Below are 23,423 nucleotides of genomic sequence, written 5' to 3'. Positions count from 1 at the left end.
ACACTTTGATGAAAACAGCTTTTAGCTTGAATAGGTACTCCAATTTATTTCTTCGGTTGGTGTACTGTTTTTGATTTCTTCACTGCGCATCTTGGCGGGGTCCCGGTCAATCTCTTGCACGGTATCCTCAGCATTAGCATAATATCAATATGTTAAATGAATATAGTATCCTTACTCTATGATACGATGCCGCATCACAAAGCGAATTAATGTAGCGGTATTGCGGGTTCCGGTTTTGTTGATCAACGATTGGCGGTAGCCTTCAACTGTGCGACGGCTTGTAAATAGCTTTTCAGCTATTTCTTCATTAGTATAGCCCTCTGCAATGAGTTGCAGTACTTCAATTTCACGGACGGAAAAATCTATGTTTGGTGATGGCAAAGACACAGGCATGTTATCAAGCACCAAACGTTTAATAAGCCGGTCCGCTACGCTCGAACACAGATACCGGCGCTTACGGGCAACTTGCTTAATAGCAAATATCAATTCATCTGCATCAGTGCTTTTAAGCATATAACTTTTAACACCTAAACGAAAGGCCTTAAACATATATTCCTCTTCTTCCTGCATCGTCAGCAAAAGCGTATTGATCTGGGGAAATCGTGTGTTTACTATGTCAGCTAGTTCTAAACCGCTTATTTGAGGCATGCTGATATCAGTTAAAAGTACATCAGCGTTGACATTACTTTCCAGTAAATCAATAACCTGCTGGCCGTTACTGGCTTCGCCTACTATTTGAAATTCCGGCTCCTGCATAAGTATGTGGCGAAGTCCTAAACGAACAATATGATGATCTTCCGCTAATATAATATTGATCATTGTTAAAGTGATATTTTAAAAGCCAATACAAATCGATGGTTATCTATTAGCATGTGTGCTAGATTTGGGCAGTGAAATTAATGATAGACAGAAAATAAATCCTGTAAATTGGCGAAACCCGTATTTCTCTTTCACATTTATAGTATTTATACGGAGCTCAGATAATATGATAAGATTGAGAAGTACTACTTACACGTTTAACTATCACATAGAATAATAGTTTTAATTATTTGCAGGAATAAAACAAACAGCATTAACCACGGTTGGTTATTAAACTATATCATGGAAGTAGTAAATGACGATCTCCTAAAGCAACTGGGCGAAGTGGCTGAACAAGGTTACTTTGTTTATAATCTCGCAACAAAATGTGTGGTTTATTGTGGAAACGCTTTCAATAATATATTAGGATTGTCTCCCGACGAAGTTGAGCAACAACCACAGGTATTGAGGCAAGCTGTACACCCCGATGATCTTGCCTACCTCAATGAACGGTTTGGCGCGCTGCTAGCCAGCCGGCAAATAAAAACTGAATTCAGGGTATTGGTAAATGAAAGACTTAAATACATTGAGCTTAATGCCTATATAACCGGTGCCGATAATTCATTGGTAATTGGTTATATATCAGATGTCACCGGTGTCAAAAACAATATGTTTTATGCAGAAAAGATAAATGCGCGGAAAAACGCCATGCTGGCAGTTATCGCACATGATCTTAAGGAGCCGGTAGCTATTATAAATCTTATGGCCTCGGCAATAAGAAATGATCCTACCGTGGCAAATAACAATGTGCTTATGAGCCACATCAAGATAATACAGGATCTCTGCGATCAGAATATTTCGTTGATCAGTGACTTAATGCAAAAAGAGTTTCTGGAATCGCCTGAAATTAGTTTAAGAAAAGAGCGGTCAGAACTTGTTAACGCAGTGACAGATATTGTAAGGCAATATCAGAACAGCGAAAATGTTCTCGAAAGGCAATTTAGATTTACTGCCAACGCCGAGCGGATTTATGCTACATTAGATTCTTTAAAGATCGCACAGTCAATTAATAATTTAATTGCTAACGCTATTAAATTTACCCCAGCAGGTAGCCTTATAGAAGTGCGGCTCGAAGATATGAACGATGTTATCCAGATATCGGTTGGTGACAATGGCATTGGTATTCCTGCGGAGCTACAGCCATATCTGTTTGAACGACGTACACGCGCGCACCGTCTCGGACTTAAAGGCGAGCCCGGAGCGGGCATAGGTTTGTCTATTATACGTTTATTAGTTGAACTGCACGGGGGCAGAGCGTGGATGGAAAGTCAGGAAGGGGTAGGCAGTACCTTTTATATTGAGTTGCCCAAGATATATGAACACGATAAATAATAGCTGCCTAAGTAGCCCACCTAAATGTCGATCTGTTGCTACAAATTGATTACATAAATTTGTAGTATCGTGTTCGGTAAACAGCTAATGGCGCTATTAATTCGGTGATATACGTCACATGGAAACCGGTAAATAACACGTAAACGTGCCATTGCTCTCCCGCAATATTTAAACCATGCTACTCAAGGATGGTTGCTCCGTTGATTTTTATAAGCCGATGGTTTTGCTCCGTTGTTTTTACCTTCCGGGGTTTCCAGCGCAGCATGCGGTTTTGATTGCGCCTCAAAAGTTTTAATGCCATTTTTAAGATCAGCCTGTGTCAGCTTATCTTTGTTATTTTTATCTGGTTGCTTTTTCATGATAATTCCTTAAATAGTTGGTGTTCCGCCGGTCACTTGAATAGTAGCGCCGGTCATGAAACTTGATTCGTTTGATGCTAACAGCACATAAGCGGGCGCCAGTTCGGCTGGTTGTCCGGTACGCCCCAGTGGTGTGGTTTTACCAAAATTCTTCACTTCTTCTTCTGGCATAGTCGATGGAATTAATGGCGTCCAAACCGGGCCCGGAGCTACGCAATTAACTCTTATTCCTTTTTCAGCCCACAATTGCGCCATGCTGGCAGTAAAGTTTTGTATTGCACCTTTAGTTGCTGCATAAGGCACAAGCTTGGGTTTAGGCTGGTATGCGTTTACCGAGGTTGTATTTATAATAGCGCTGCCAGGCTTAAGATGTTGTTCGGCGGCTTTGCATAGGTAAAACATCGCATAAATATTGGTCTTAAATGTTTTATCCCACTCTTCGGCTGATATTTCCTGCAGGCTTTCATGGCTCATTTGAAAAGCCGCATTGTTTACCAATATATCAATCTGACCAAATTCGGCTACAGCCCTTTCAATTATTTGCCGACAATGCGCTTCATCGCTGATATCGCCCCTTACCAGCACTGCTTCTTGTCCGGCATCCGTAATATATCTGGCAGTGTCGTCTGCGTCGCTGTCCTCATTTAAATAAGCAATAAGTACATCGGCCCCTTCGCGTGCAAAAGCAATAGCCACGGCACGTCCTATCCCAGAATCTCCACCGGTAATAATGGCTTTTTTCCCTTTGAGCCTGCCCGAACCCTGATAGGTTTTTTCACCATGATCGGGCACCGGATCCATCTCGCTTATCGTACCCGGTACTGCTTGCCGCTGCGCCGGATAGGGTGGTTCAGGATAGCGGTTTTTAGGGTTTATTCCCTGTGTTTCCATAATGGCTTTTTTAATTAAACACCATTAACTAAAACATAGTTTGAGTATTAACTACCCAATTGATAATTTTTTGTTGCGGTTTTTACGCATTTTTCATTACTACGAAACGAGCGCCTGAAAACATTGTTCAATACAAAAACATCGAACCATGAATAGAATAGACTTCACAGGGAAATCAATTATCGTAACAGGGGCTTCGACGGGTATAGGACGCGCAATAACCTATCAGATGGCGGCGGCGGGCGCCTGGGTATTAGCCGTTGGTCACGATTCTGATCACTTAAACGAAACTTTGCAAAATGCAGACACTGCTTTTAAAGACCGACTTGGTGGTGTATTAGCCGACCTTTCAAATGAAGATGGCATAAACCGTGTATTTGAAGAAGCCGACAGTAAATTTGGTAAAATAGATATCCTGGTTAACAATGCCGCCTTAGGTGCCGGTGCTGTAATGGATGGAGATTATAGCGAATTGAACAAGGTAATACAAACCAATTTAACGGCATATTTGGCCTGCGCACAGGCAGCTGTTAGCAGAATGCAAGATGCACAATCTGGCCATATTATCAATATCGGTTCAATGAGCGCGCACACTAAAGAAAAAAACAGTTCAATTTATGTAGCCACTAAATCCGCCATACGTGGTTTTTCAGAAAGTTTACGTAAAGAAGTTAATGAACTAGGCATAAAAGTTACTTTAATAGAACCAGGTGCCGTTGATACCGAAATGCAGGAAGCCAGCCAGGAAGAAAAAAATCAACAAAAAGAACGATTGGAAATGCTGGAGGCAGATGATATTGCTGCAGCGGTAATTTATGCCGTAGAGCAGCCTTTGCGCTGTGATGTGGTAGCTATCCAATTAAGACCACACTTGCAGGTTATTTAATTTTTAGCAGTTAAAGCGTATTAATATGAACGAAAGCAACGAATATCAAAATGAAATGAAAGCCGCTTTAAAAACTAAAGACGGTGAATTTGAAATAGAACAGGTATCTATACCAAAAGTGGCTGAACCCAATTGGGTTGTTGCCCGTGTAAGGGTAGCAGGTATTTGTGGTACAGACCTACGCCACTGGAAAAAGCCGGAACCCGAATTGGAATGTAAGATAATGGGACATGAGTTAGCTGGCGAAGTAGTTGAGGTGGGGCCCGAAGTGAAAAATGTAAAACCGGGCGACCGTGTTGTGATTGAAACAGTGTTAGGCGACGGCACCTGCGATTGGTGTAATATTCAGCAATATAATTTATGCCCTAACCTTTACCCGGTGCGCATGAAAACTTTATCACAGGCATTTGCTCAATATGTAGCAGGCCCTTGCTACAAATTTTATAAGCTGCCTGATAATGTAAGTTTTGAAGAAGCGACGCTACTTGACACATTTTCTGTAGGGTTACACGCTATTCAATTAAGCAATATTAAACTAAATGATAAAGTGGTAGTAATCGGTGCGGGTTGTATTGGGCTAGGTGAGCTACAATTGGCTAAAATTTGTGGCGCTGATGTATTAATAACTGATAAAGAAGATTCGGCATTGCAATTGGCGAAAGAGTTGGGGGCCGACGAAGTAGTAAACCCGGACGAAGAAGATGTTGTTGAGCGCGTAAAAGCCTTTACCAATGGCCGTGGCGCCGATATTGTTTTTGAATGTGCAGGCGGAGTTGCCATGCCGATGACTTTGCCACAGGCAGTAAATAGTTGCCGTATTGGCGGTAAAGTGGTTATTGTAGGCGGGTTTGAAAAAGAACAAAAAGATATACCACTGGATTGGTCACATATCCAAATGGCCGAAATTAAAATTATACCGAGTGCCAGTTACTCTTACTGGGGTATTTATCCTGAAATGCAGATGACGCTTGATTTGTTGGCTAAAGGCAAATTAAATGCCCGTAAAATGATCACTCACAGCTTTTCGCTGGACGACATCAATAAAGCCTTTGAGACTGCGCGTAAAAAAGAACAAAGCCACGCCGTATTTGTTGCGCTTACTATATGAGTAAAGTACGCGATGAATATCATTTTTTTTGTGAGCAACCGCGGCAAATGCGCGTGCTGTTGCTCACAAATTTAGTTTATGCCCTGGTAATCCCGGTAATAGAATTGTTTTTAGGAGCCTACATTATCCGTAAATCAAATGATATTAGTTTAGTAATGGTATACCAATTGGCGCAGGGCACCGGTATACCGGTTACGTTTATAATGAACGGTTATTTGCTCAAACGCTTCCATATAACTACTTTATACGCCTTAGGCATGATCATCAGTGGCTTGGATATGGGCGTTATGATGCTGTTGCCGCAGTTACACTTTGGCGGTATAGCATTAATCGGCTTTATCATGGGGCTTTCTTATGGATTTTTCTGGGCTAACCGGGTGTTTTTGGCGTTAACCAGTACGAACGACAAAAACCGTAATTACTATTACGGGCTCGAGACCTTCTTTTTTACCATCGCTTCTATTATTATGCCGCTGTTAGCGGGTTATTTTATTGCTGCCACTCAAAAGCTTGGTTGGCTAGGTGGACATGTCCGTTATGCATACCATGTCCTTACCGGTTTGGTTATTTTGTTAACCGTGGTGGCTTCGGTTATTGTCCATCGCGGCGGCTTTAAAAATCCTGTAAATGCACGTTTTATTTATTTTAAATTTCATCGTTTGTGGAATAAAATGCTGGGGCTGGCTGCGCTAAAAGGGGTGGCGCAAGGGTTTATCATCGCCGCGCCGGTTATGCTGATTATGCGGTTGGTTGGCGAGGAAGGTTCTATAGGGTCGATTCAGTCATCAGGAGCGCTTTTGTCAGCTGTTATGTTGTATTTTCTGGGACGAAAAAGCGCACCGGAACACAGGGTCAAAATATTTGCCGCCGGTTTAGTATTGTTTTTAATAGGCTCTATAGTAAATATGACGTTGTATAGCGCTCTTGGCGCTATAATTTTTGTGGGATGCCTGGTGTTTGCGCGGCCTTTACTCGATTTGGCTTATTTTCCTATTCAATTGGGCGTGATTGAATGTGTCGCTACAAAAGAGAAACGAAATCAGTTTGCCTATATATTTAACCATGAAGTTGGAATATATATCGGACGTCTGATCGGCTGTTTGTTATTTATTATTGTCTCTCGCAAGGTAAGCGAGCAGGCGGCACTGCGTTATGCGCTGTTTGGTGTAGCCGCTGTTCAATGTTTAAGTATATGGGTAGCCCGATCAATTATGAGTGATCAGGAATGGTGCGAGGCATCTCCGCGTCAGCCCTTAGATCCGCAGGCCCTGAAAGAACCTGCGGAATTATAATTAAGCTATCGATCATTTACTGTTTTGCATACCAGTGCAGCTACCCCTGCGGCAATTAAGGTTGCTATGCCGATTTTTTTAACGAAACGGGCGCGGTTATATTTCCACTCGACAGCCCAGCCGCGTTCTTTGATCATGTTAGGAAAGTGTCCGTGAAGAACATCGCTAATTACCCCCTCGCATACGTTGATCCTGTCTGCCATAATGAGCGGCAACCAGTGGCGATAACGATCCTCACTGTGCTTAAATGCGTAGCGGCGTATCATTCCACTTAACCCGGATGGCGGTACCGTGGTGCCGAATACTACGCTTAAGCTCGGACGCTCGATTGACTTTAATATCTCTACGGTTTGAAGCTGTTGTGGCGAGCGCTCATAGTTGATGCGGTTATGGTCATCTCCTGTGTAATTTTTAATAGGATATGTTGGTTCGTTCTCCGGGTCGGCATCCATGCCCCAGCCGGGAATATTTTTATAATCGTCGTTAATAGGTTCCATAATTAAGCTTTGGCAGATGGCGGGATTAAAACAGTTTTAATACAATTATCAAGTTTAGATGAGAACATACGATAAGCGTCAGAAATCTCTTCCATCGGGATCCGATGTGTAATCAATTCGCTGGGCTTTAACCGGCCCGATTGTACGTGGTCAATCAATTTAGGCAACAATCGTTTTACTGAGGCCTGGTTAGTACGGATGGTGATACCTTTGTTCATTACATTGCCAATAGCCAGCAGGTTAAATGGCGGCCCGTAAACACCCACAATAGATACGATACCACCTTTCTTAACCGAGTTGATGGCCCACTGCAGCGCGGTTACTGCGCCGGCTTGCATCAACGCTACCCGGCCGCTAAAAGTTTGTAAGGTATTACCCTCGGCCTCGCAGCCTACGCAGTCTATGCAGACATCAGCACCATACCAATCGGTAGTTTTTTTCATGAACAACACTGGGTCTTCCATCGACTTGAAATTATATGCCTCGCATTTTGCATAGTTTTTAGCAAACTCCAGGCGATAATCAATATGATCAATGATAATTACCCTCGAAGGTCCGAAGAACCAGGCGCAGCGGGCCGCCATAATGCCTATTGGCCCGGCACCAAATATTACCACCGTATCACCCTCTTTGATGCCACCCATTTCGGCAGCCTGATAACCGGTTGGTACGACGTCGGTTAGTAATACGGCATCATCCGGATCCATATCAGGCGGAATAACAGTTGGGCCGACATCTGCATACGGCACCCGTACATATTCGGCTTGTCCGCCGTCGTAACCACCGGCTGTGTGTGAGTAGCCGAAAATGCCGCCGACAGCTGTAGCCATCGGGTTTGACTCGTGGCAATTACCAAACAAGCCTTGCTTACAGAAGTTACATTTTCCGCAAGCGATATTGAACGGTACTAACACGTGGTCGCCTACTTTCAGATTTTGCACCATGGGCCCTACTTCCTCGACAATTCCGGTAAACTCATGGCCAAAGGTTGATCCTACGCGGGTATCAGGCACCAGGCCGTGATATAAATGCAGATCTGATCCGCAGATACAGCTACGCGTTACGCGGACAATTGCATCTTCGGGATGCAGTATCTCCGGCATTGGCTTTTGTACAGTGCGTACCCGATAAGGGCCGCGGTAATTCATCGCTAACATAGGCAGATATTATTTCATTGTTTTCCAAGGATAACAGCGAGAATTAAGCTATGATTTTGATTTTATCAATTCAGGTAATTTACGCAGTGCTTACGTATTTATCCTCTGGCAAAATACCAGCAGCTTGCGGCTACCAGTGCCATCACCATAAAAAAAGTTACCAGCCAAACCCAAATTCCTTTTTTATCATTTCTCATAGTCGATAAGTTTTTTCTTAGTAAACTCATGATCTATAAGCGGGGTTTTTGATCTTATATCGATTGGGTAGTTATTAGATGTGATTACCGTAATAATTCCGGATTAGGCAGGTTATTTACGATACACTTTTGTGGCATTTACATTCTTAGTCATGAATGTTCAATAGTTTTAACTGGAAGAGGAAAAAAATTGCTCGCCACCGCGGCATAATTATAATACCATTATTTGTGTCTTCATCGCAGTAAGGTTTGCTGGTTGGAAAACAAATAGTTATTCCTCAAAGTTTGGTCGGCAAGTACGCTATCTGAAAGTAAAAGAGGCATCCTTTATTAATAGCGATGTGTCCTCTTACGTTATTTGATTTAACAGTTAACTTAAGCAGAGATCGGGGCAATACTATCGGTACCACTATTATTAGCAGGAGCTTTGTCCTTAAAAAGCAGCAAAAATAATATCAGCACTACAACCGCTATGCCTGCTGGTATAAGCCAGATGTTTTGCCAATTATGTATGGAGGCCGATGTTTGATAATGATCAACTATAGGGCCAGACACCGTATAACCAATAAACATACCTACACCATAAGTGGCCAGGGTAATTAAAGATTGAGCGGCATTTTTATAATGTTCGCCAGCCAGGTTATCGGTATAAATTTGCCCGGCGACAAAAAAGAAATCATAACATATGCCATGAACTATAATGCCTCCCAGTAACATCCAGTAGCCGGCCTCTGCGTTGCCAAATGCAAATAGTATATAGCGCACGCCCCACCCGAGCATACCCATTGCCAGTATTTTTTTTATGCCGAATTTTATTAAAAGAAAAGGCATGGCAATCATAAAAGCCAATTCCGAAAATTGTGCTATTGATTGAATAGCCGCGGCTTTTTTAACGCCTATTTCATTCAAAAACGGATTGGTAAAGTTGTAATAAAATGCCAACGGAATGCAGATACTTAATGACGCCAAAAAGAAAACCAGGAAAGATCGTTTCTTTAATAAACCAAGCGCTTCGAGTCCAAACACATCGCCCAGCGATATTTTTTGACCGCGTTTGGCTGGTGGGGTGTCGGGTAACGAAAATGCCAACAGACCAAGGATAAGTGAGGCGACTGCAGCCGTGGTGAAAGTTAATACAAGCGATCCGCTTTGTTCCCATCCGAGCCAGCCAATAAGCAGCCCGGCAATGATCCAGCCAATGGTTCCGAATACCCGTACCAACGGAAACTCCTTATTTGGATTAAGCATTTGTTTAAATGAAACAGTATTTACTAAGGCCAACGTTGGCATATAAATCAGCATGTAAAGCAGCAAAAAGATATAAAAATTGCTAAAATCAGTGGCCTTGCTTGCACAGTACATCAGTATAGCCCCTATAATATGCAAGACCGCTAATACCTTTTGCGCCGAGAAGTATTTATCTGCTATTAAGCCAATAAAAGTTGGCGCAATGATGGCGCCTAATGCCTGTGTCGCATAAGCGGTTGCATTTTGTACTCCGGTAGCATGTAAATTTTTGACCAGGTAAGTCCCCATGGTTACAAACCATATACCCCATATAAAAAATTCAAGAAACATCATGGTAGAGAGTTTGATCCGGGTAGTCGTCGTCATGGTTTATAGGTAATTTGGTTATGATTTTATTGACTGTCGTTGTAAATATAGTATAAATACTTTTGCATCATATTGGAATGTTGCTAAAACCTAGCTAAATTCAAACCCTTAAACCAATAAATATGAGCCTACCAAAAAAACAAACCCAAAACTCACGAAGAGATTTTATCAAGAAATCAGCAGTAGGGGTGGCGGCCTTTACCATTGTGCCCAGGTATGTGTTGGGTGGCACCGGACATTTGGCGCCGAGTGATAAACTAACAAAAGCCATTGTCGGTGTGGGTGGTATGGGGCGTAATCATATTTCCTATGAAGATACCCCAGTAGTTGCCATCTGTGATGTCGATAAAAAACACCTTGCCGATGTCGCCGCAATGGTGGGTAACGGCGTTAAAACTTTTTCGGATTATCGCGAATTGATCCAATTACCTGAAGTTGATATTGTACATATTGCAACCCCGCCTCACTGGCATGGTATTATTTCTGTTGATGCCGCTAATGCTGGTAAGGATGTTTGGTGCGAAAAGCCTATGACCCATACTATTGGCGAAGGCAAGCGGGTAAAAGAGGCTATTCAGGCTAATGGCCGGATGTTTAGAATAAACACCTGGTTCAGATATAAAGATGTTTTTTATGGAATGGGTACGCCCGTTAAACCGATCAAAAAATTGGTGGACAGCGGGATGCTTGGCTGGCCGCTAAAAGTTACGGTTGGTAAGCATACCGGTTACGACTGGAAATTTTATTGGGTAGGCCAGGACAATTTGGTGCCTCAACCCGTACCCCCCGAACTGGATTATGATACCTGGCTTGGTCCTGCGCAATATAAGCCTTACCATCCGCACCGCGTTCACCAGACTTTTCGCGGGTATTGGGATTATGATGGCGGCGGTTTGAGCGACATGGGCCAGCACTATTTAGACCCTGTCCAATATTTTCTGGGTAAAGATGATACCAATCCTATTTCGGTTGAAGTTGATGCGCCTCAGCAACATACCGACGCTGTTGGAACCTGGCGAAGAATAACTTATACCTACGCCGATGGCTGTCAGATCATTCTTGATGGCGAGGGTAAAGACACCAATGTGCCCTATATTGAAGGGCCCAAAGGTAAATTATATCAGGGTTTTAAATCGGATATCCCTGACCTGGACCGTAAGCTTGCCGCCTTCCCGGATCCTGCACCACAAATGACCAGTTTTGTGGAGAGCGTTAAAACAAGGCAGAAATTCACTTTAAATGAAGAAAATGCTTTTCGTTCGTGCACAATTGTTAATATGGGATTAATTGCATTAAAGCTGAACCGTTCGTTAAAATTTGACCCGGTTAAGATGGAGTTTATAGGCGATGATGCAGCAAACCGGATGATAAACCCATCTATGCGCGCACCATTTAGTATTTAATCTACCGATCCTCACACTATCAAATATTATATTGATGAAAAAATTATACTTTTTTTTAATACTAGCCTCACTGCAAAGCGTGGTTTGGGCACAGGACGCAAAAATAGCGGCGGTACTTGCTCAAATGCCCGCTAACAATGCAGCTGCACTGAAGAAAAATATCAGCAGCGTTGCTGATTTAGGCGAAGACGGTTACGTAACGCTGATTAGTGGCCTTACCGCTCCCGGCAAAGGTAACAATGCCGCTATTGAGTATACAGTTGGCGGCTTTACAGCTTACGTAACACAAACCGGCAGTGAAAATCTTCGAAAAATGAGCGTCGATGCTTATATTAAAGCCTTACAGAAGCTTACTGATAAACAAAATAAGCAATTTATCATCAGCCAGTTTGATTTGGTTGGGCGGGATGATGCCGTGCCTACCCTTAAGGAATATCTGACAGACAATGACCTGGCCGATGCTGCTTCCCGGGCTTTGGTAAAGATCAATAGCCCCGCGTCAAAAACTGCCTTGTTAGCTGCTTTACCAAAAGCCGATGGTGCTGCAAAACTTTCTGTGATTGAGGCGTTAGGTAACATTCGTTATAAAGCTGCAACTAAGCAGATTAATGCTTTGGCTAAAACCGCCGATGGTCCGTTAGCCAAAGTATCCTATTATGCGCTGGCACTGATAGCAGATCCATCGTCAGCAACAGTACTGGCAACTGCCGCTGCAAAAAGTGGCTATAAATATGAAAATACCAACGCCACCAAATCATATCTTATTTATACAGAGCAATTGCTTAAGGACGGAAATAAGCTTGAGTCGCAAAAAATAGCGAATAGCCTGATAGCTAAGACAAAAGGCGACGACCTGGTTAACGTGCGCATACAAGCCCTGAAAATATTAGCGGATGCCAGCGCTAATAAACAAACGTTGTTACTTACTGCTGCCACAGATGCAAACCCCCAATACCGCGCGGCAGCGCTTAGGTTTGCATTACCCTATGTAAATGCCAAAACGGTTTCGCTTTGGACAAAAAAACTTGCTGTAGCCAACGACGATGTTAAGGTTGATATACTTTACATGCTCGGCCAAACCTCGGCCAAAACAGCATTGCCTGCCGTCCTTGCTCAAGGCAAAAGTAAAAGTCCGCAAGTTAGGCTCGCTGCTGTTAATGCAGCAGTTAATATCGGTCAGGAACAAGTCCTCGGCGCTTTGATCAAACTGATGAACAACAGCGAATCCGACGACATCGATAATATAGTCGAAGCTATCAATCATATGAAAGGGCTAACAGTAACCCAACAGGTTGCGGCGGCTGTTCCTTCTGCAAAACAAAGCGCGCAGGTTGCCTTGATCAGTATATTAGATACAAGAGCAGCCAGCGATCAGTTTAATACGGTTTTTGCGCAATTAAAAAGTGCCAATGCTCATAGCCGGCAAGCAGCCTTTTCGGCATTAAGAAGGGTGTCGTCAAAACAAAATTTACCTAAGCTGTTTACGCTGCTTAATGAAACAAACGACGATGAGCAAGATGCCGTTCAGGACGCTATAATTGCTGTTGTTACCACAGCAGATGACAAGCCGCAACAAACCGATGCTGTTTTACAACACATGGCCAATGCCTCCGAAATTAAAAAGGCCGCTTATTACAAGATACTGGCCCGGCTTGGTAATGATAAAGCATTAAAGGTTGTTACAGACGCTTATAACTCAGGTAATATAAATACAAAAAAAGCGGCGGTAAATGCTTTCTCTGTATGGGCTAATAGTGGGATTACACATCAACTTATCAAAATAGCACATGAAACTAAGGATGCGGAGCTTTCCGGTATGGCCGTAACCGGCTATCTGAATGTTGTAGACCAAAATACTTATACACCAGAGCAACACCTGTTATTGCTTCGCGAAGCGATGGCCGTTACTCAGGACGTTGATCAGAAGAAAAGAATATTAGGCAGCGTCGAGCAGGCTAAATGTTTTAATTCGATCGTATTTGCGGGCAAATATCTTGAAGATGCCGACTTAAAACAGATAGCAGCCAACTCGTTGGTCAAGGTTACATTGGCTGGCGAATACAACGGCGATATGATCAAAGACCTGTTAAATAAAGCAAAGCCTTTGGTTAATAATCGTCAAAAAGATGCGATAGACAAATACATTACAGCCATGAAACCGGGCGAAGGCTTTGTGTCAATGTTTAACGGTACGGACCTTGCCGGCTGGAAAGGCTTGGTAGCCGACCCGATAAAACGCGCTAAAATGGACGCTAAAACTTTAGCAGCAGCACAAGAAAAAGCAGACGCTGAAGCTAAAGTTGATTGGAAGCCGGTGAATGGCGAACTATTGTTTGAGGGCAAAGGTTTCCAGAACTTATGCACCGTAAAAAAGTACGGTGACTTTGAAATGTATGTCGACTGGAAGATCATTGATGATCATAAAGGCCAAGGCGATGCCGGTATTTATCTGCGCGGATCACCTCAGGTGCAGATATGGGATACAACCCGCCATAGTGCAGGTGCGCAGGTAGGCTCTGGAGGTTTGTATAATAACCAGGTTAATGAAAGTAAGCCGCTTAAAGTTGCCGACAATAAATTGGATGAGTGGAATACCTTCCATATCATTATGAAAGGCGACCGCGTTACCGTTTATTTGAACGGCCAGTTGGTTACTGATAACGTAATACTGGAAAATTATTGGGACCGCAAACAACCAATATTCCCCATAGAACAGATAGAATTACAGGCGCATGGTTCGCCGGTAGCTTATCGCGATTTATATATCAAAGAACTGCCGCAGGTAAACCCTTTTGTGTTAAGTGACGAAGAGAAAAAAGATGGCTTTAAAGTTTTGTTTGATGGTACTAACATGTTTAACTGGATTGGTAATACGGTGGATTACACAACGGACGATGGTAATTTGGTTATTCATCCAAGGCCGGGTAAGGGTAACGGCGGTAATTTATACACCAAAGAAGAATTTAGTGATTTCGTTTTCAGGTTTGAATTTAAGCTGACTCCGGGCGCTAATAACGGTTTGGGTATCAGGGCGCCTTTAGAGGGCGATGCTGCTTACACGGGAATGGAACTACAAATATTAGATAATGAAGCGCCGCAATATAAAAACTTACATGTTTATCAATATCACGGATCGGTTTATGGAACTATTCCTGCCAAACGTGGCTTTCTCAAACCTGTGGGCGAATGGAACTATGAAGAAGTAATTGTAAAAGGGCCGAAAATTAAAGTGATATTAAACGGAACTGTTATAAACGATGCGGATATTACCGAAGCCCGTAAAAATGGCGCTGCCGATGGCAAACCGCATCCTGGCTTGCAGCGTGATAGCGGTCATATAGGTTTTCTTGGACATGGCGATGTGGTATATTTTAGAAACATCCGTGTAAAAGATCTGAGCAAAGAAAAATAAACGATATTGCGCGAATAAGAAAGAACATGTCTGATAAAAATATAAAAGTATTGGTGGTTGGCTGTGGTAATATGGGCGCGTCGCACGCCACAGCTTACCATAACCTTGATGGATTTGAAATATGTGGATTGGTATCTACCGGCAATAGTAAGGTGGTGCTTAACGAAAAATTAGGAGGCGGCTATACTTTGTTTACCGATTATAAAGAAGCCCTGGAAGCCACCAGGCCCGATGCCGTTTGCATTTCAACCTACCCTGACACGCACGAAGAATTTGCTATTAAAGCATTTGAAAATGGCTGCCATGTTTTCATCGAAAAGCCGCTTGCCGATACCGTCGAAGGCGCTGTCCGCGTAGCCGAAGCGGCAAAGAAGGCCGGTAAAAAGCTAGTTGTTGGTTATATTCTGCGCTACCATCCTTCATGGGGAAAGTTTATAGAGGTTGCCCGTCAAATGGGTAAACCCCTGGTTATGCGCATGAACCTGAATCAGCAAAGCCATGGTTATATGTGGACAGTGCATCGTAACCTGATGAAGAGCCTGAGCCCTATTGTAGATTGTGCTGTACATTATATCGATATAATGTGCCAGATGACGCGTTCAAAGCCAATACAGGTAAACGCTATAGGTGCAAGACTAACCGACGAGGTGCCTGATTGGAATTACAATTACGGTCAGTTACAGATCAGGTTTGAAGATGGGTCGGTTGGCTGGTATGAAGCAGGCTGGGGGCCAATGGTCAGCGAAACTGCATTTTTTATTAAAGATGTATTCGGACCTAAAGGAGCGGTGTCTATAGTTGCCAGGAATGCTTCAAAAGCCGGGCAGTCCGATTCGGTGGACTCTCATACTAAAACCGAGTCGATCAAGGTGCATCATGCCGACATTAATAAAGATGATGAGTTTATTAAACCCGACGAATATATTGACCTGCATGATGAGCCAGACCACCAGGAACTATGCAACCGCGAGCAACGGTTTTTCCTAAAAGCCATAAGGGAAGACCTCGACCTTAACGATCCGACACAGGATGCTATCAATAGTTTACGAATAGCATTTGCCTGTGATGAATCGGTAAAGACCGGGCAGGTGGTAATGCTATAATGCAAATTAAGCTAAAGCGACTGCGTTAAAAAGCATATGGATAAACAGCGGCTTATATCATTTCGCCTAAAACCGAAATTTTTGCCGCTGTTTGTATACGATGATAGACAAACTCCATATCGCGGCAGTAAATGGTATTGTGCGTACTAAAAGTTTCGGTTTCAGTGAGTGTCCTTTTAAATGGATCATATAAATGAGGCCGAAATCTTTTGTTTAGCAGGTTTTGATGAATATCAGCTTCATTAAATCCATAACGGTTTCCGCTGCCATTTAATTCGATAATGATGGCTTTTAAATCGTCGGCATCGAGTGTATTTACCATGCCTTTCAATACTTCCGATTCAAACCCTTCCACATCAATTTTTGCAAGTTGCGGGATGTTTTTTTGGATAAGTGAATCGATGGTTAAAAGTTTTACCTCAATGTTTTCGGAGGTTATTGTTTCGTTTTCTGCAACTACATGGTTAGTAGTATCGTTTGCCGAAGTAAACCTTGTGACTCCCATTTCTGAGCCGGCAGCGGCATTGACAGCAGTTACATTACCATTTAATTGATTGAGTTCGACGTTTTTTAATAAAATATCGAAGGTAGAATTAACCGGTTCTAAAGCTATGCTTGTTGCACCGCAAACCCCGGACGCAAGGATGGTGTAAGCCCCTACATTGGCGCCTACGTCAATGAAGGTATCTTCGTCCCGCAAAAAATGCAATAAAAAGGCCATTTCATTAAATTCATGTAAGCCTGCGTAGATATTGCCGGTTATTCCCGTTAAGCCTTTACTAACGTAAAATCTAACCGGCGGTATAAAAGATTTAATAAAGAACCTGGAAGGATTATAAGCAGATTGTATCTGCCAGGTGACCAGGCGCCACAAAGCTTTAAAAATATGGCGTTTAGCCAGTGGGTGAGCTAATATAAAGCCCAGCGTAATCTTAATTTTTTTCATAAATGCTTTTATCGAAAAGTTCGCATTGGCTGCGGGTCATTTGTGCTGCAGCATATCGTTTTTCGGCTTCAGTATTTATAAGGATAGGAGGAAGGTTTTTTTCTGCAAGGTTTTTCAAAAACAGGTAAATAGCTTGGCGGGCTTTTAAGGAAGGTTCGTAGTCATACACCTCTCCAACACCAAATTCGCTTAAAACAGTTACAGCCGGGCTTTCCGGATTAAGGATAGCAAGCAACGGCTTGTGGGTTAACAGATAAGGATATAGCTTCGATCCTGTATATTTTGGATCATCAGATCCTGGAATAAACAAACCATCAGCCTGCTGAAGCGTAGCGAGCGTATGATAATAACCTATTCTGTCGGTAACTTCGCTCACATAACTTTCCAACCCCATATCCTGCGCCAATGGGGCGACAGTGGGGTTCCCTGAACCGGCCGGCGCGTAACTTGTTCCGATAAAATGAAGCTTTAGTTTTTTAAAGATCGCAGGTTCCTTGTCTAATCCGCTTTTAAAAATGGTGAACAATCTTGATATCGCTCTATGCATATCCAAACCTCCACGGCCTATATAAACCAGATTGATGAATTGACTATCAAGCATCTGCTTAAATTTGGACTGATTTGTTTGGGCAATTTGCAGATCAGGTGCAAAAGCGCCGAAGGTGATTGTAGCAGCGGGTATACCTTTTAGCTCCGGGTACCGTTGTTTTACGTCCTCAATATATTTTTGTGACACGCTGATTAAACCATTTACCTTCCTCATTGCTAAAGGCTCCAGGTATTTATTTAGGTGATATGACAACCAATATTTTCGCGGTTGCTGATGTTTAGGCTTGTCGCGGTAGTAATCTGAATGCCAGGGGTCTTGTATATCAATCACATAAGGTAGGCCAAATTTCTTTTTCCAGTAAGCGCCTAATATGCATACAGGAAACTGCGTAGTCGAAAAGTAGATCAGATCGAAGCTGGCGTTTTTTAGAAGATTATTAACCGCTTGTTTATAAAACCACAACGACCGAAGCGCCAGGCTTCCCAAACCTAATTTTGATGTCCATGCTTTATTCAACGCTTTAACACGATGTATTTTAATGTCCCCGGGCAAACTTTGGTATAACAACTCGTCTTTTGACAGGTCAGAATAACGCTCATCCACAGTTACTACTTCTGCCTCCCAATTATACGCTTTGTAATAAGCCAGGCTCATTCGCACACGCTGCATATCGGCGGCGTTAGTAGGGGGGAAATAAGGGGAAATGATCAGAACGCGTTTCAATTCAAAGTTTGTTGTACCAGCTTTAAAAGCAGCCGACTTTCATTTTCCCAATTTAATGTAGATTGTCCCAGATCAAAGTTATTGCGCCGTGTACTATTTAAATATTCAGGGTTGTCGGCGTATTGTTTAAGGCAATCCGCTAACGATCCGGAATTGCCTTTCTTATAAAGTAAGCCACAATCCGGATATTGCTGCAATAAATCGGCTTGCGCTTGGGTGTCGCTTGCTATTACCGCGAGGCCCGATTGAATGTAGGTAAAAATTTTATTGGTTAAACAAATATCGCGGTTATGTGGCAAACCGGTTTCTAAAGCTAACCCTATATCAAATTGCGACGCAAAACTGATTATTTCATCCGGCGGGATAGGGGCGTGGAAATTTATGTTTAAACTACTTGTGTTTAAGCGGTCAATAAAATCCTGACTATGTGCAGGTCGGTTACCAAGCAGATGTAGTTCAATCTGAGATGAATTTAAAGTTTCTAAAGCATCCATGATATCTTCAATCCCTCTATCCGGACCTATGGTTTGCGAGAACCAGAACAGTTTTATACAGCCGGTGTGTTTAATGATGCTGGTATTTGTTTTGGGAAATACGTTACGTAAAATTATTGCCTTTTTATGGGGATATAGTTTCTGATAAGCTGCTGTTATCAAAGGGCTGCTTGTAGTGAATTGGTCAACCTGTGGTAAATAAAGATCTTCTATATACCGGGCAAGTCTAAAATGCCGTGAACTTTCATCATTACTAACCTCATACCGGTGCATATCCTCGGCATCAAAACCACATTTTGATTGATGTCTTTTTGCCGCTTTCACAGCAGCAGGCAAGGCAGCTAAATTATGCGCGATATATAAATCAGCGCTATGTTTTTGTGCTTCCGTAGTCAAAAAGGTGCAGCTGCGGCCGATAGCTCTCTCGGCAAGCAATACAGATCCGCTTAAGCGCATTAAGCTATTAGCTAATTTATGGATTGCGCGGCTAACGAAATACCTCACCGATTGGTCGTTAGCAGTTCCGCCAACCCGTATGGCTTTCCATTTTTTCTGACTTAGCAGTTCATCATCTAATACGGTGCCCCAGTCATTCCAATAAGCATACAGAACAGTAACATCATAACCGGCTGCTGACAAACTATCGGCTTCTTTAACCAATCGTGGGTTTAATGCCGGCTGACCCGAAGAGATCAATACTATCTTTTTAGTCATTAAAAACTTTGAGATATTGTTGTGCGATTATTTTAACATCAAACCTGTTCAGTGCAACTTCACGGCAGTGGTTGCGGTCTATGGTGCCAAGGAGTGATATTTTTTCAGACATCTCTTCAGCGTTTTGTACAATAAAGCCATTGACCCCCTCAGTGATAACCTCCGGAACCGAACCACGGCGAAAACCTATAACAGGAGTACCGCAAGCCATCGCCTCAATCATCACTATACCAAATGGCTCATCCCATTCAATAGGAAACAGAAGCGCTTTTGCCTGCCCCAGGTATCTGTTTTTTTCTGCGTCATTCAGCGGACCCACATATTCAACCTGAACGCCATCTATTTGAGGTTCTATTTCGTTTTTGAAATAAGTATAATTATCAGAAGTATGCGAAATGTTACCTGCTATTAATAATTTATTTTCTGTATTTTTTGCGGCTTTAATAGCTGTATGCACTCCTTTTACTTTATCCAGGCGGCCCAAAAATATCAGAGGTGCATCAGACGCCATAATTTCATTGATCTGGTAAGCAGAGAAATCAATTGCGTTGTAAACAGTTTTCCAATTACCAGCAACATTCCCTGTGGAAACGCAGCTATCACTACATGCGGTAAAAATGAGGTTTTTATTCGGAAGTGCATTTGCTAATTTAATACCGGTATGACTCACCGGCCTACCATAGGTCATGATTTTCTTTACCGGCTTATTAAGAACCGGCAATAAATAAATCAGGCGCCCAAAATTGTGTATCAAATCAAAATTATTGTAGGTCTTGCTTAAGTACTTCCATACAAAAAAAACCTCCTTGTACTTTTTAATATTCGATCGCTGTAAGTCATTGGTACCAAAGGTTACTACGTCGCCGCTGCATCTGGAATCGGGCCCGGCAAGCAGGGTAACCTGGTGGCCCAAACGGGTATACTCTTCAGCAAAAAGATGCACCAAACGTTCATGCCCGCCATATAATTCTGGCGGCACAGGTATGCCGGGATCCATTATAAGTAATATTCTCATTTATAAACAGACCTGATGATTTCTAACATACGTTCAGCGCTTTTTTTTAAGGTGAGGTTCTCTAAAACGTATTGACGGGGATGATACTTTTCATTGATCGTATTATTCCAGAAGGTATCAAATTGATGGTTAAATTGCTTGATATCTTTAAAAGACATACCGCATCTCTCGTCAAAGAAAGGAATGGATGTCGCGGGTACAACCGGATCATTCCATTTAAATCTATTCGGATCAAGCCAATAGGCCTGGTCCCAGGCAAATACCGGAACGTTCATAGATAAAGCTTCGCAGCATGCAAAGCCCTGGCTTTCGTGTTCGCATAAAAATATCATAGCGCGGCATTGCTGTAATAAATTATAATATTCGTTCTCGTTATATTGGCCGTAAGTTATCTCATGGTATGAGATGCCCATATTATTCAGCTTTTCGATAATGGGTTGCCTTAAATGGACACTGTTTTCTTCTTTGTTCCACATGATCTTGTTGTAGATCAGCACATCGAATTTCTTAGTAACAGCGGGCGAGGGGGTCCATCTTTGAGTGTCGATGCCGGCAGGCCAAATGCCGCAATGTTCTTCGCCATAGTAGGCAGCGTAAATTTTTTTTGCCCATTCCGAATGTTGTAGATAGATAGCCACAGGATATTCTTTAAATAGGTCAGGCCATTCGGCTGGATGTGTTATCAATCCTATACCTACAATTACCGGGTTGTGTTGATCGTAGCCTTGCAAAGCGTATTTGCCTACGCCTAATGCTACCACTGGCTCGTTGGGCCTTATTTTTTTAAAGGGTAGATTGATATCGTAATCAACTTTTAGCTGATCAAGCCCTTTACAGAGATTAATAAATACTTTTTCTATGCCTGATACTTTTTTACCTCTGATCAGTTTTCGTAAAGCGGAGATAATATATCGGTCACCAGGGAAAAATTTATATCCCAAAGGGGGGGTACGGAAATACAGATGAATGGTACGCAATTAAATAAGCCGTTGTATTATTTGAGATATGGAGTTTTGGATATTATGCGTGCTCACCGCACGTTTTTGGCCGTTTACTTTCAATCTTTGTCGTAGATTGGTATTGGCAGTTAACATGCTGACTTTTTCAATAAAATCTTCTGTCGATGTATAAGTTTCTATTTCTTTCCCAATATCGTATAAATACTCCAGGCCTTCGGTATACTCTGTTAAATAGCATGCGCCCAGCATTGGTGCTTCAATATCTCGCAATCTGGAATAAGTATCAGGTTTAAATAGGGGGTAACGATATGACGGGTATCGGTTTATGCCAACAGTGACCATGCTTTCTGCAGTTAGTTTGTTATAATTTTCAAAGTCAGTTATGTTATTTACCTTGAAACGCAATGCTTCACTGATATCTGTATTTAAGTTGCGTTGCTTTATCTTCCGCAGATAAGGTATTAGCCCATGCTGTTTGATAAAACTAAATTGATAGCCTATTTTATTAAATCCGCTTTCTGTTCTCCCAGTATATTGGGGTACATCTTTCCACCCATTCCCATAAATATATAAATTTATAGAGGGGCACTGTTTTACCACTTTTTCAAAAAACAGCGTGCGCTGTATATCCTTCGACCCTATAAAAGTAATTTGATTATTTGCTTCGGCATGTACCATTCTTTTATTAGGTTCAATCCACATAGGCATCGGAAGATTGATATACCGATAACCTGCTTTTTGATACAGTTTGATTGCTTTAAATTCGGGTACCCAATTTAAATCAAATACTGAAAATTCTTTTGGTGCCTCACCAAATTGGCGTATGTTATCACAATAAAAATTAACACACGGAATGCCCATACGCTTTATTTCATTTATAGCACTTGTCTCAATTTGTTCCGGGTACAGGTAACTTAAAAACAGGTCGACAGGGTTTGATCTTAACCAACTTATGGTTTGGCTCCAAACCCTTTCTTTCCATTCACTACGCTTTTCCGGCGTTTGAGGTACTAACCCTAACGCCCAGTCTGCATCCGGGCATTCTGTCCATTCATAACCGGCTTCTTCAATGCCATTTTTTACATAGTATTGCCAGAAATCATAGGCCGGTACAGGATGTTGGATGGTTGATTGAAGAAAGGAGAGGAATATTTTCATTAATTGCGCTTAAACAAGACATCAATTTGCCAAAGTTCCCTCCCAACCGGAGTTGACTGGCTAAATGCGTGAATATTAAACTTATAAGTTGCCAGGTAGTTAGCAATATCCAGGAAAAGAGGTTGCCCGAAATAGTACTCTTTAAAGGATACCTCAATAATCAAATAGTTAACGTCATTAAGATACCCGCCCATACCTTTCAATGCCTCTAACTCAAAGCCCTGAATATCCAGCTTAATTAAATCGGGTATGGGTAATATATTTTTATCTATTAACAGATCAATACGTTTAACCTGTACTTCTTCTTCAGTCTCCTTTTTTATGCCAAATAATTGATACTCAAGCGGAGTTGCGTCTAATAGGCTTGATGAATCAGAAAAACTTGAGACATTGATAGTGGTGCTGGTGTCTTCGTTTCCCAGGCAGTACTTTTGAATGCTGATACTTTTTAGTGACTTAGTTAGTTCATGAAACTTTTGAATATGCTTATCTAATGGCTCAAATGCATACACTGCAGCCTCCGGGAAAAACGACTTCGCTAAAATTGTCCAGGTACCAATATTAGCACCGACATCAAAAATGGTCTTGATGTCTTTGTTCTCATTTTTAATTATCTCTAATAATTCAAGACTATCCAGGTACCCTAAATCAAGTTTTCCTGCGGGAGTGCCTTTTAATTTATTCTTTCTTCTTCTTCTGTTAATCGCGATTGCCAATCGATCAATGATTACGAAAGGATTATAAAACAATGATAT

Annotated in this window: 21 protein-coding genes; 7 read left to right on the top strand and 14 right to left on the bottom strand. The window is 42.2% G+C overall.

All coding sequences use genetic code 11. The features are described 5' to 3' along the window. Window positions 1-171: 171 nt before the first annotated feature. Window positions 172-819 (bottom strand): response regulator transcription factor, encoded by a 648-nt coding sequence (locus ABD772_RS00855; RefSeq protein ID WP_345100378.1) that lies wholly within the window; start codon window positions 817-819, stop codon window positions 172-174. A 282-nt stretch (window positions 820-1,101) separates the two neighbouring features. Between ABD772_RS00855 and ABD772_RS00850 the strand changes: the two genes are divergently transcribed. Further along, a complete protein-coding gene (locus tag ABD772_RS00850) occupies window positions 1,102-2,190 on the top strand; it encodes a PAS domain-containing sensor histidine kinase (protein WP_345100376.1) in 1,089 nt (362 codons plus the stop codon). 182 nt (window positions 2,191-2,372) lie between these two features. Here the strand turns inward: ABD772_RS00850 and ABD772_RS00845 are convergent, their stop codons facing one another. Together ABD772_RS00845 and ABD772_RS00840 are read right to left on the bottom strand one after the other, a co-directional pair. Beyond that, window positions 2,373-2,549, bottom strand: a complete 177-nt coding sequence (locus tag ABD772_RS00845) for a hypothetical protein (RefSeq protein WP_345100374.1) — start codon at window positions 2,547-2,549, stop codon at window positions 2,373-2,375. Window positions 2,550-2,558: 9 nt separating this feature from the next. Further along, entirely contained in the window at window positions 2,559-3,440 is an 882-nt protein-coding gene (locus ABD772_RS00840; protein ID WP_345100372.1) for a glucose 1-dehydrogenase, read from the bottom strand. A 148-nt stretch (window positions 3,441-3,588) separates the two neighbouring features. On the opposite strand from ABD772_RS00840, the gene ABD772_RS00835 reads away from it, so the two are divergent. From ABD772_RS00835 to ABD772_RS00825, 3 genes are read left to right on the top strand one after another with little or no spacing between them, the layout of a single operon-like run. Beyond that, window positions 3,589-4,326, top strand: coding sequence for an SDR family oxidoreductase (locus tag ABD772_RS00835; protein WP_345100370.1), 738 nt, complete (start codon window positions 3,589-3,591; stop codon window positions 4,324-4,326). Between the two features lie 25 nt (window positions 4,327-4,351). Continuing rightward, window positions 4,352-5,434, top strand: a complete 1,083-nt coding sequence (locus tag ABD772_RS00830) for a zinc-dependent alcohol dehydrogenase (protein ID WP_345100368.1) — start codon at window positions 4,352-4,354, stop codon at window positions 5,432-5,434. Next, the gene (locus tag ABD772_RS00825; RefSeq protein WP_345100366.1) at window positions 5,431-6,726 is read left to right on the top strand and encodes an MFS transporter; all 1,296 of its coding nucleotides are present in this window, start codon (window positions 5,431-5,433) and stop codon (window positions 6,724-6,726) included. The genes ABD772_RS00830 and ABD772_RS00825 overlap by 4 nt, the downstream gene beginning before the upstream one ends. A 5-nt stretch (window positions 6,727-6,731) precedes the next feature. On the opposite strand, the gene ABD772_RS00820 is transcribed toward ABD772_RS00825, so the two are convergent. From ABD772_RS00820 to ABD772_RS00805, 4 genes are all read right to left on the bottom strand, one after another. Beyond that, window positions 6,732-7,223, bottom strand: coding sequence for a hypothetical protein (locus ABD772_RS00820; protein ID WP_345100364.1), 492 nt, complete (start codon window positions 7,221-7,223; stop codon window positions 6,732-6,734). Between the two features lie 2 nt (window positions 7,224-7,225). Then, window positions 7,226-8,380, bottom strand: coding sequence for a zinc-dependent alcohol dehydrogenase (locus tag ABD772_RS00815; RefSeq protein WP_345100362.1), 1,155 nt, complete (start codon window positions 8,378-8,380; stop codon window positions 7,226-7,228). 98 nt (window positions 8,381-8,478) lie between these two features. After that, window positions 8,479-8,607 carry a hypothetical protein gene (locus tag ABD772_RS00810; RefSeq protein ID WP_345100360.1) on the bottom strand — a complete coding sequence of 43 codons (129 nt, stop codon included), beginning with the start codon at window positions 8,605-8,607 and terminating at the stop codon, window positions 8,479-8,481. 345 nt (window positions 8,608-8,952) lie between these two features. Next, complete coding sequence (locus ABD772_RS00805) at window positions 8,953-10,191, bottom strand: nucleoside permease (protein ID WP_345100358.1); 1,239 nt, start codon at window positions 10,189-10,191, stop codon at window positions 8,953-8,955. Between the two features lie 122 nt (window positions 10,192-10,313). On the opposite strand from ABD772_RS00805, the gene ABD772_RS00800 reads away from it, so the two are divergent. The 3 genes from ABD772_RS00800 to ABD772_RS00790 are packed head-to-tail and all read left to right on the top strand — an operon-like array spanning window position 10,314 to window position 16,109. Then, window positions 10,314-11,594: a Gfo/Idh/MocA family oxidoreductase gene (locus ABD772_RS00800; RefSeq protein ID WP_345100356.1), complete on the top strand. Its 1,281-nt coding sequence runs from the start codon at window positions 10,314-10,316 to the stop codon at window positions 11,592-11,594. Window positions 11,595-11,628: 34 nt separating this feature from the next. Then, window positions 11,629-15,006, top strand: a complete 3,378-nt coding sequence (locus tag ABD772_RS00795; protein ID WP_345100353.1) for a DUF1080 domain-containing protein — start codon at window positions 11,629-11,631, stop codon at window positions 15,004-15,006. A 26-nt stretch (window positions 15,007-15,032) separates the two neighbouring features. Next, complete coding sequence (locus ABD772_RS00790) at window positions 15,033-16,109, top strand: Gfo/Idh/MocA family protein (protein WP_345100350.1); 1,077 nt, start codon at window positions 15,033-15,035, stop codon at window positions 16,107-16,109. A 52-nt stretch (window positions 16,110-16,161) separates the two neighbouring features. On the opposite strand, the gene ABD772_RS00785 is transcribed toward ABD772_RS00790, so the two are convergent. From ABD772_RS00785 to ABD772_RS00755, 7 genes are read right to left on the bottom strand one after another with little or no spacing between them, the layout of a single operon-like run. Then, window positions 16,162-17,055, bottom strand: coding sequence for an FkbM family methyltransferase (locus ABD772_RS00785; RefSeq protein ID WP_345100348.1), 894 nt, complete (start codon window positions 17,053-17,055; stop codon window positions 16,162-16,164). Further along, window positions 17,042-18,328: a glycosyltransferase family protein gene (locus ABD772_RS00780; protein WP_345100346.1), complete on the bottom strand. Its 1,287-nt coding sequence runs from the start codon at window positions 18,326-18,328 to the stop codon at window positions 17,042-17,044. The genes ABD772_RS00785 and ABD772_RS00780 overlap by 14 nt, the downstream gene beginning before the upstream one ends. After that, window positions 18,325-19,536, bottom strand: a complete 1,212-nt coding sequence (locus tag ABD772_RS00775) for a glycosyltransferase family protein (RefSeq protein ID WP_345100344.1) — start codon at window positions 19,534-19,536, stop codon at window positions 18,325-18,327. Before ABD772_RS00775 ends, ABD772_RS00780 begins: the two co-directional genes overlap by 4 nt. Further along, window positions 19,529-20,551: a glycosyltransferase family 4 protein gene (locus ABD772_RS00770; protein WP_345100342.1), complete on the bottom strand. Its 1,023-nt coding sequence runs from the start codon at window positions 20,549-20,551 to the stop codon at window positions 19,529-19,531. The genes ABD772_RS00775 and ABD772_RS00770 overlap by 8 nt, the downstream gene beginning before the upstream one ends. Beyond that, complete coding sequence (locus ABD772_RS00765) at window positions 20,548-21,492, bottom strand: glycosyltransferase (RefSeq protein WP_345100340.1); 945 nt, start codon at window positions 21,490-21,492, stop codon at window positions 20,548-20,550. Before ABD772_RS00765 ends, ABD772_RS00770 begins: the two co-directional genes overlap by 4 nt. A gap of 36 nt (window positions 21,493-21,528) precedes the next feature. Next, on the bottom strand, window positions 21,529-22,668 hold the full coding sequence (locus ABD772_RS00760) for a glycosyltransferase family protein (protein WP_345100338.1): 1,140 nt from the start codon (window positions 22,666-22,668) through the stop codon (window positions 21,529-21,531). After that, window positions 22,668-23,384, bottom strand: coding sequence for an FkbM family methyltransferase (locus tag ABD772_RS00755; RefSeq protein WP_345100335.1), 717 nt, complete (start codon window positions 23,382-23,384; stop codon window positions 22,668-22,670). Before ABD772_RS00755 ends, ABD772_RS00760 begins: the two co-directional genes overlap by 1 nt. Between the last annotated feature and the right edge of the window lie 39 nt (window positions 23,385-23,423).

The organism is Mucilaginibacter panaciglaebae, assembly GCF_039539265.1.
Classification (GTDB): domain Bacteria; phylum Bacteroidota; class Bacteroidia; order Sphingobacteriales; family Sphingobacteriaceae; genus Mucilaginibacter; species Mucilaginibacter panaciglaebae.
The sequence above is the reverse complement of the archived record's forward strand: the minus strand, read 5'-3'. Positions and strand labels throughout refer to the sequence as shown.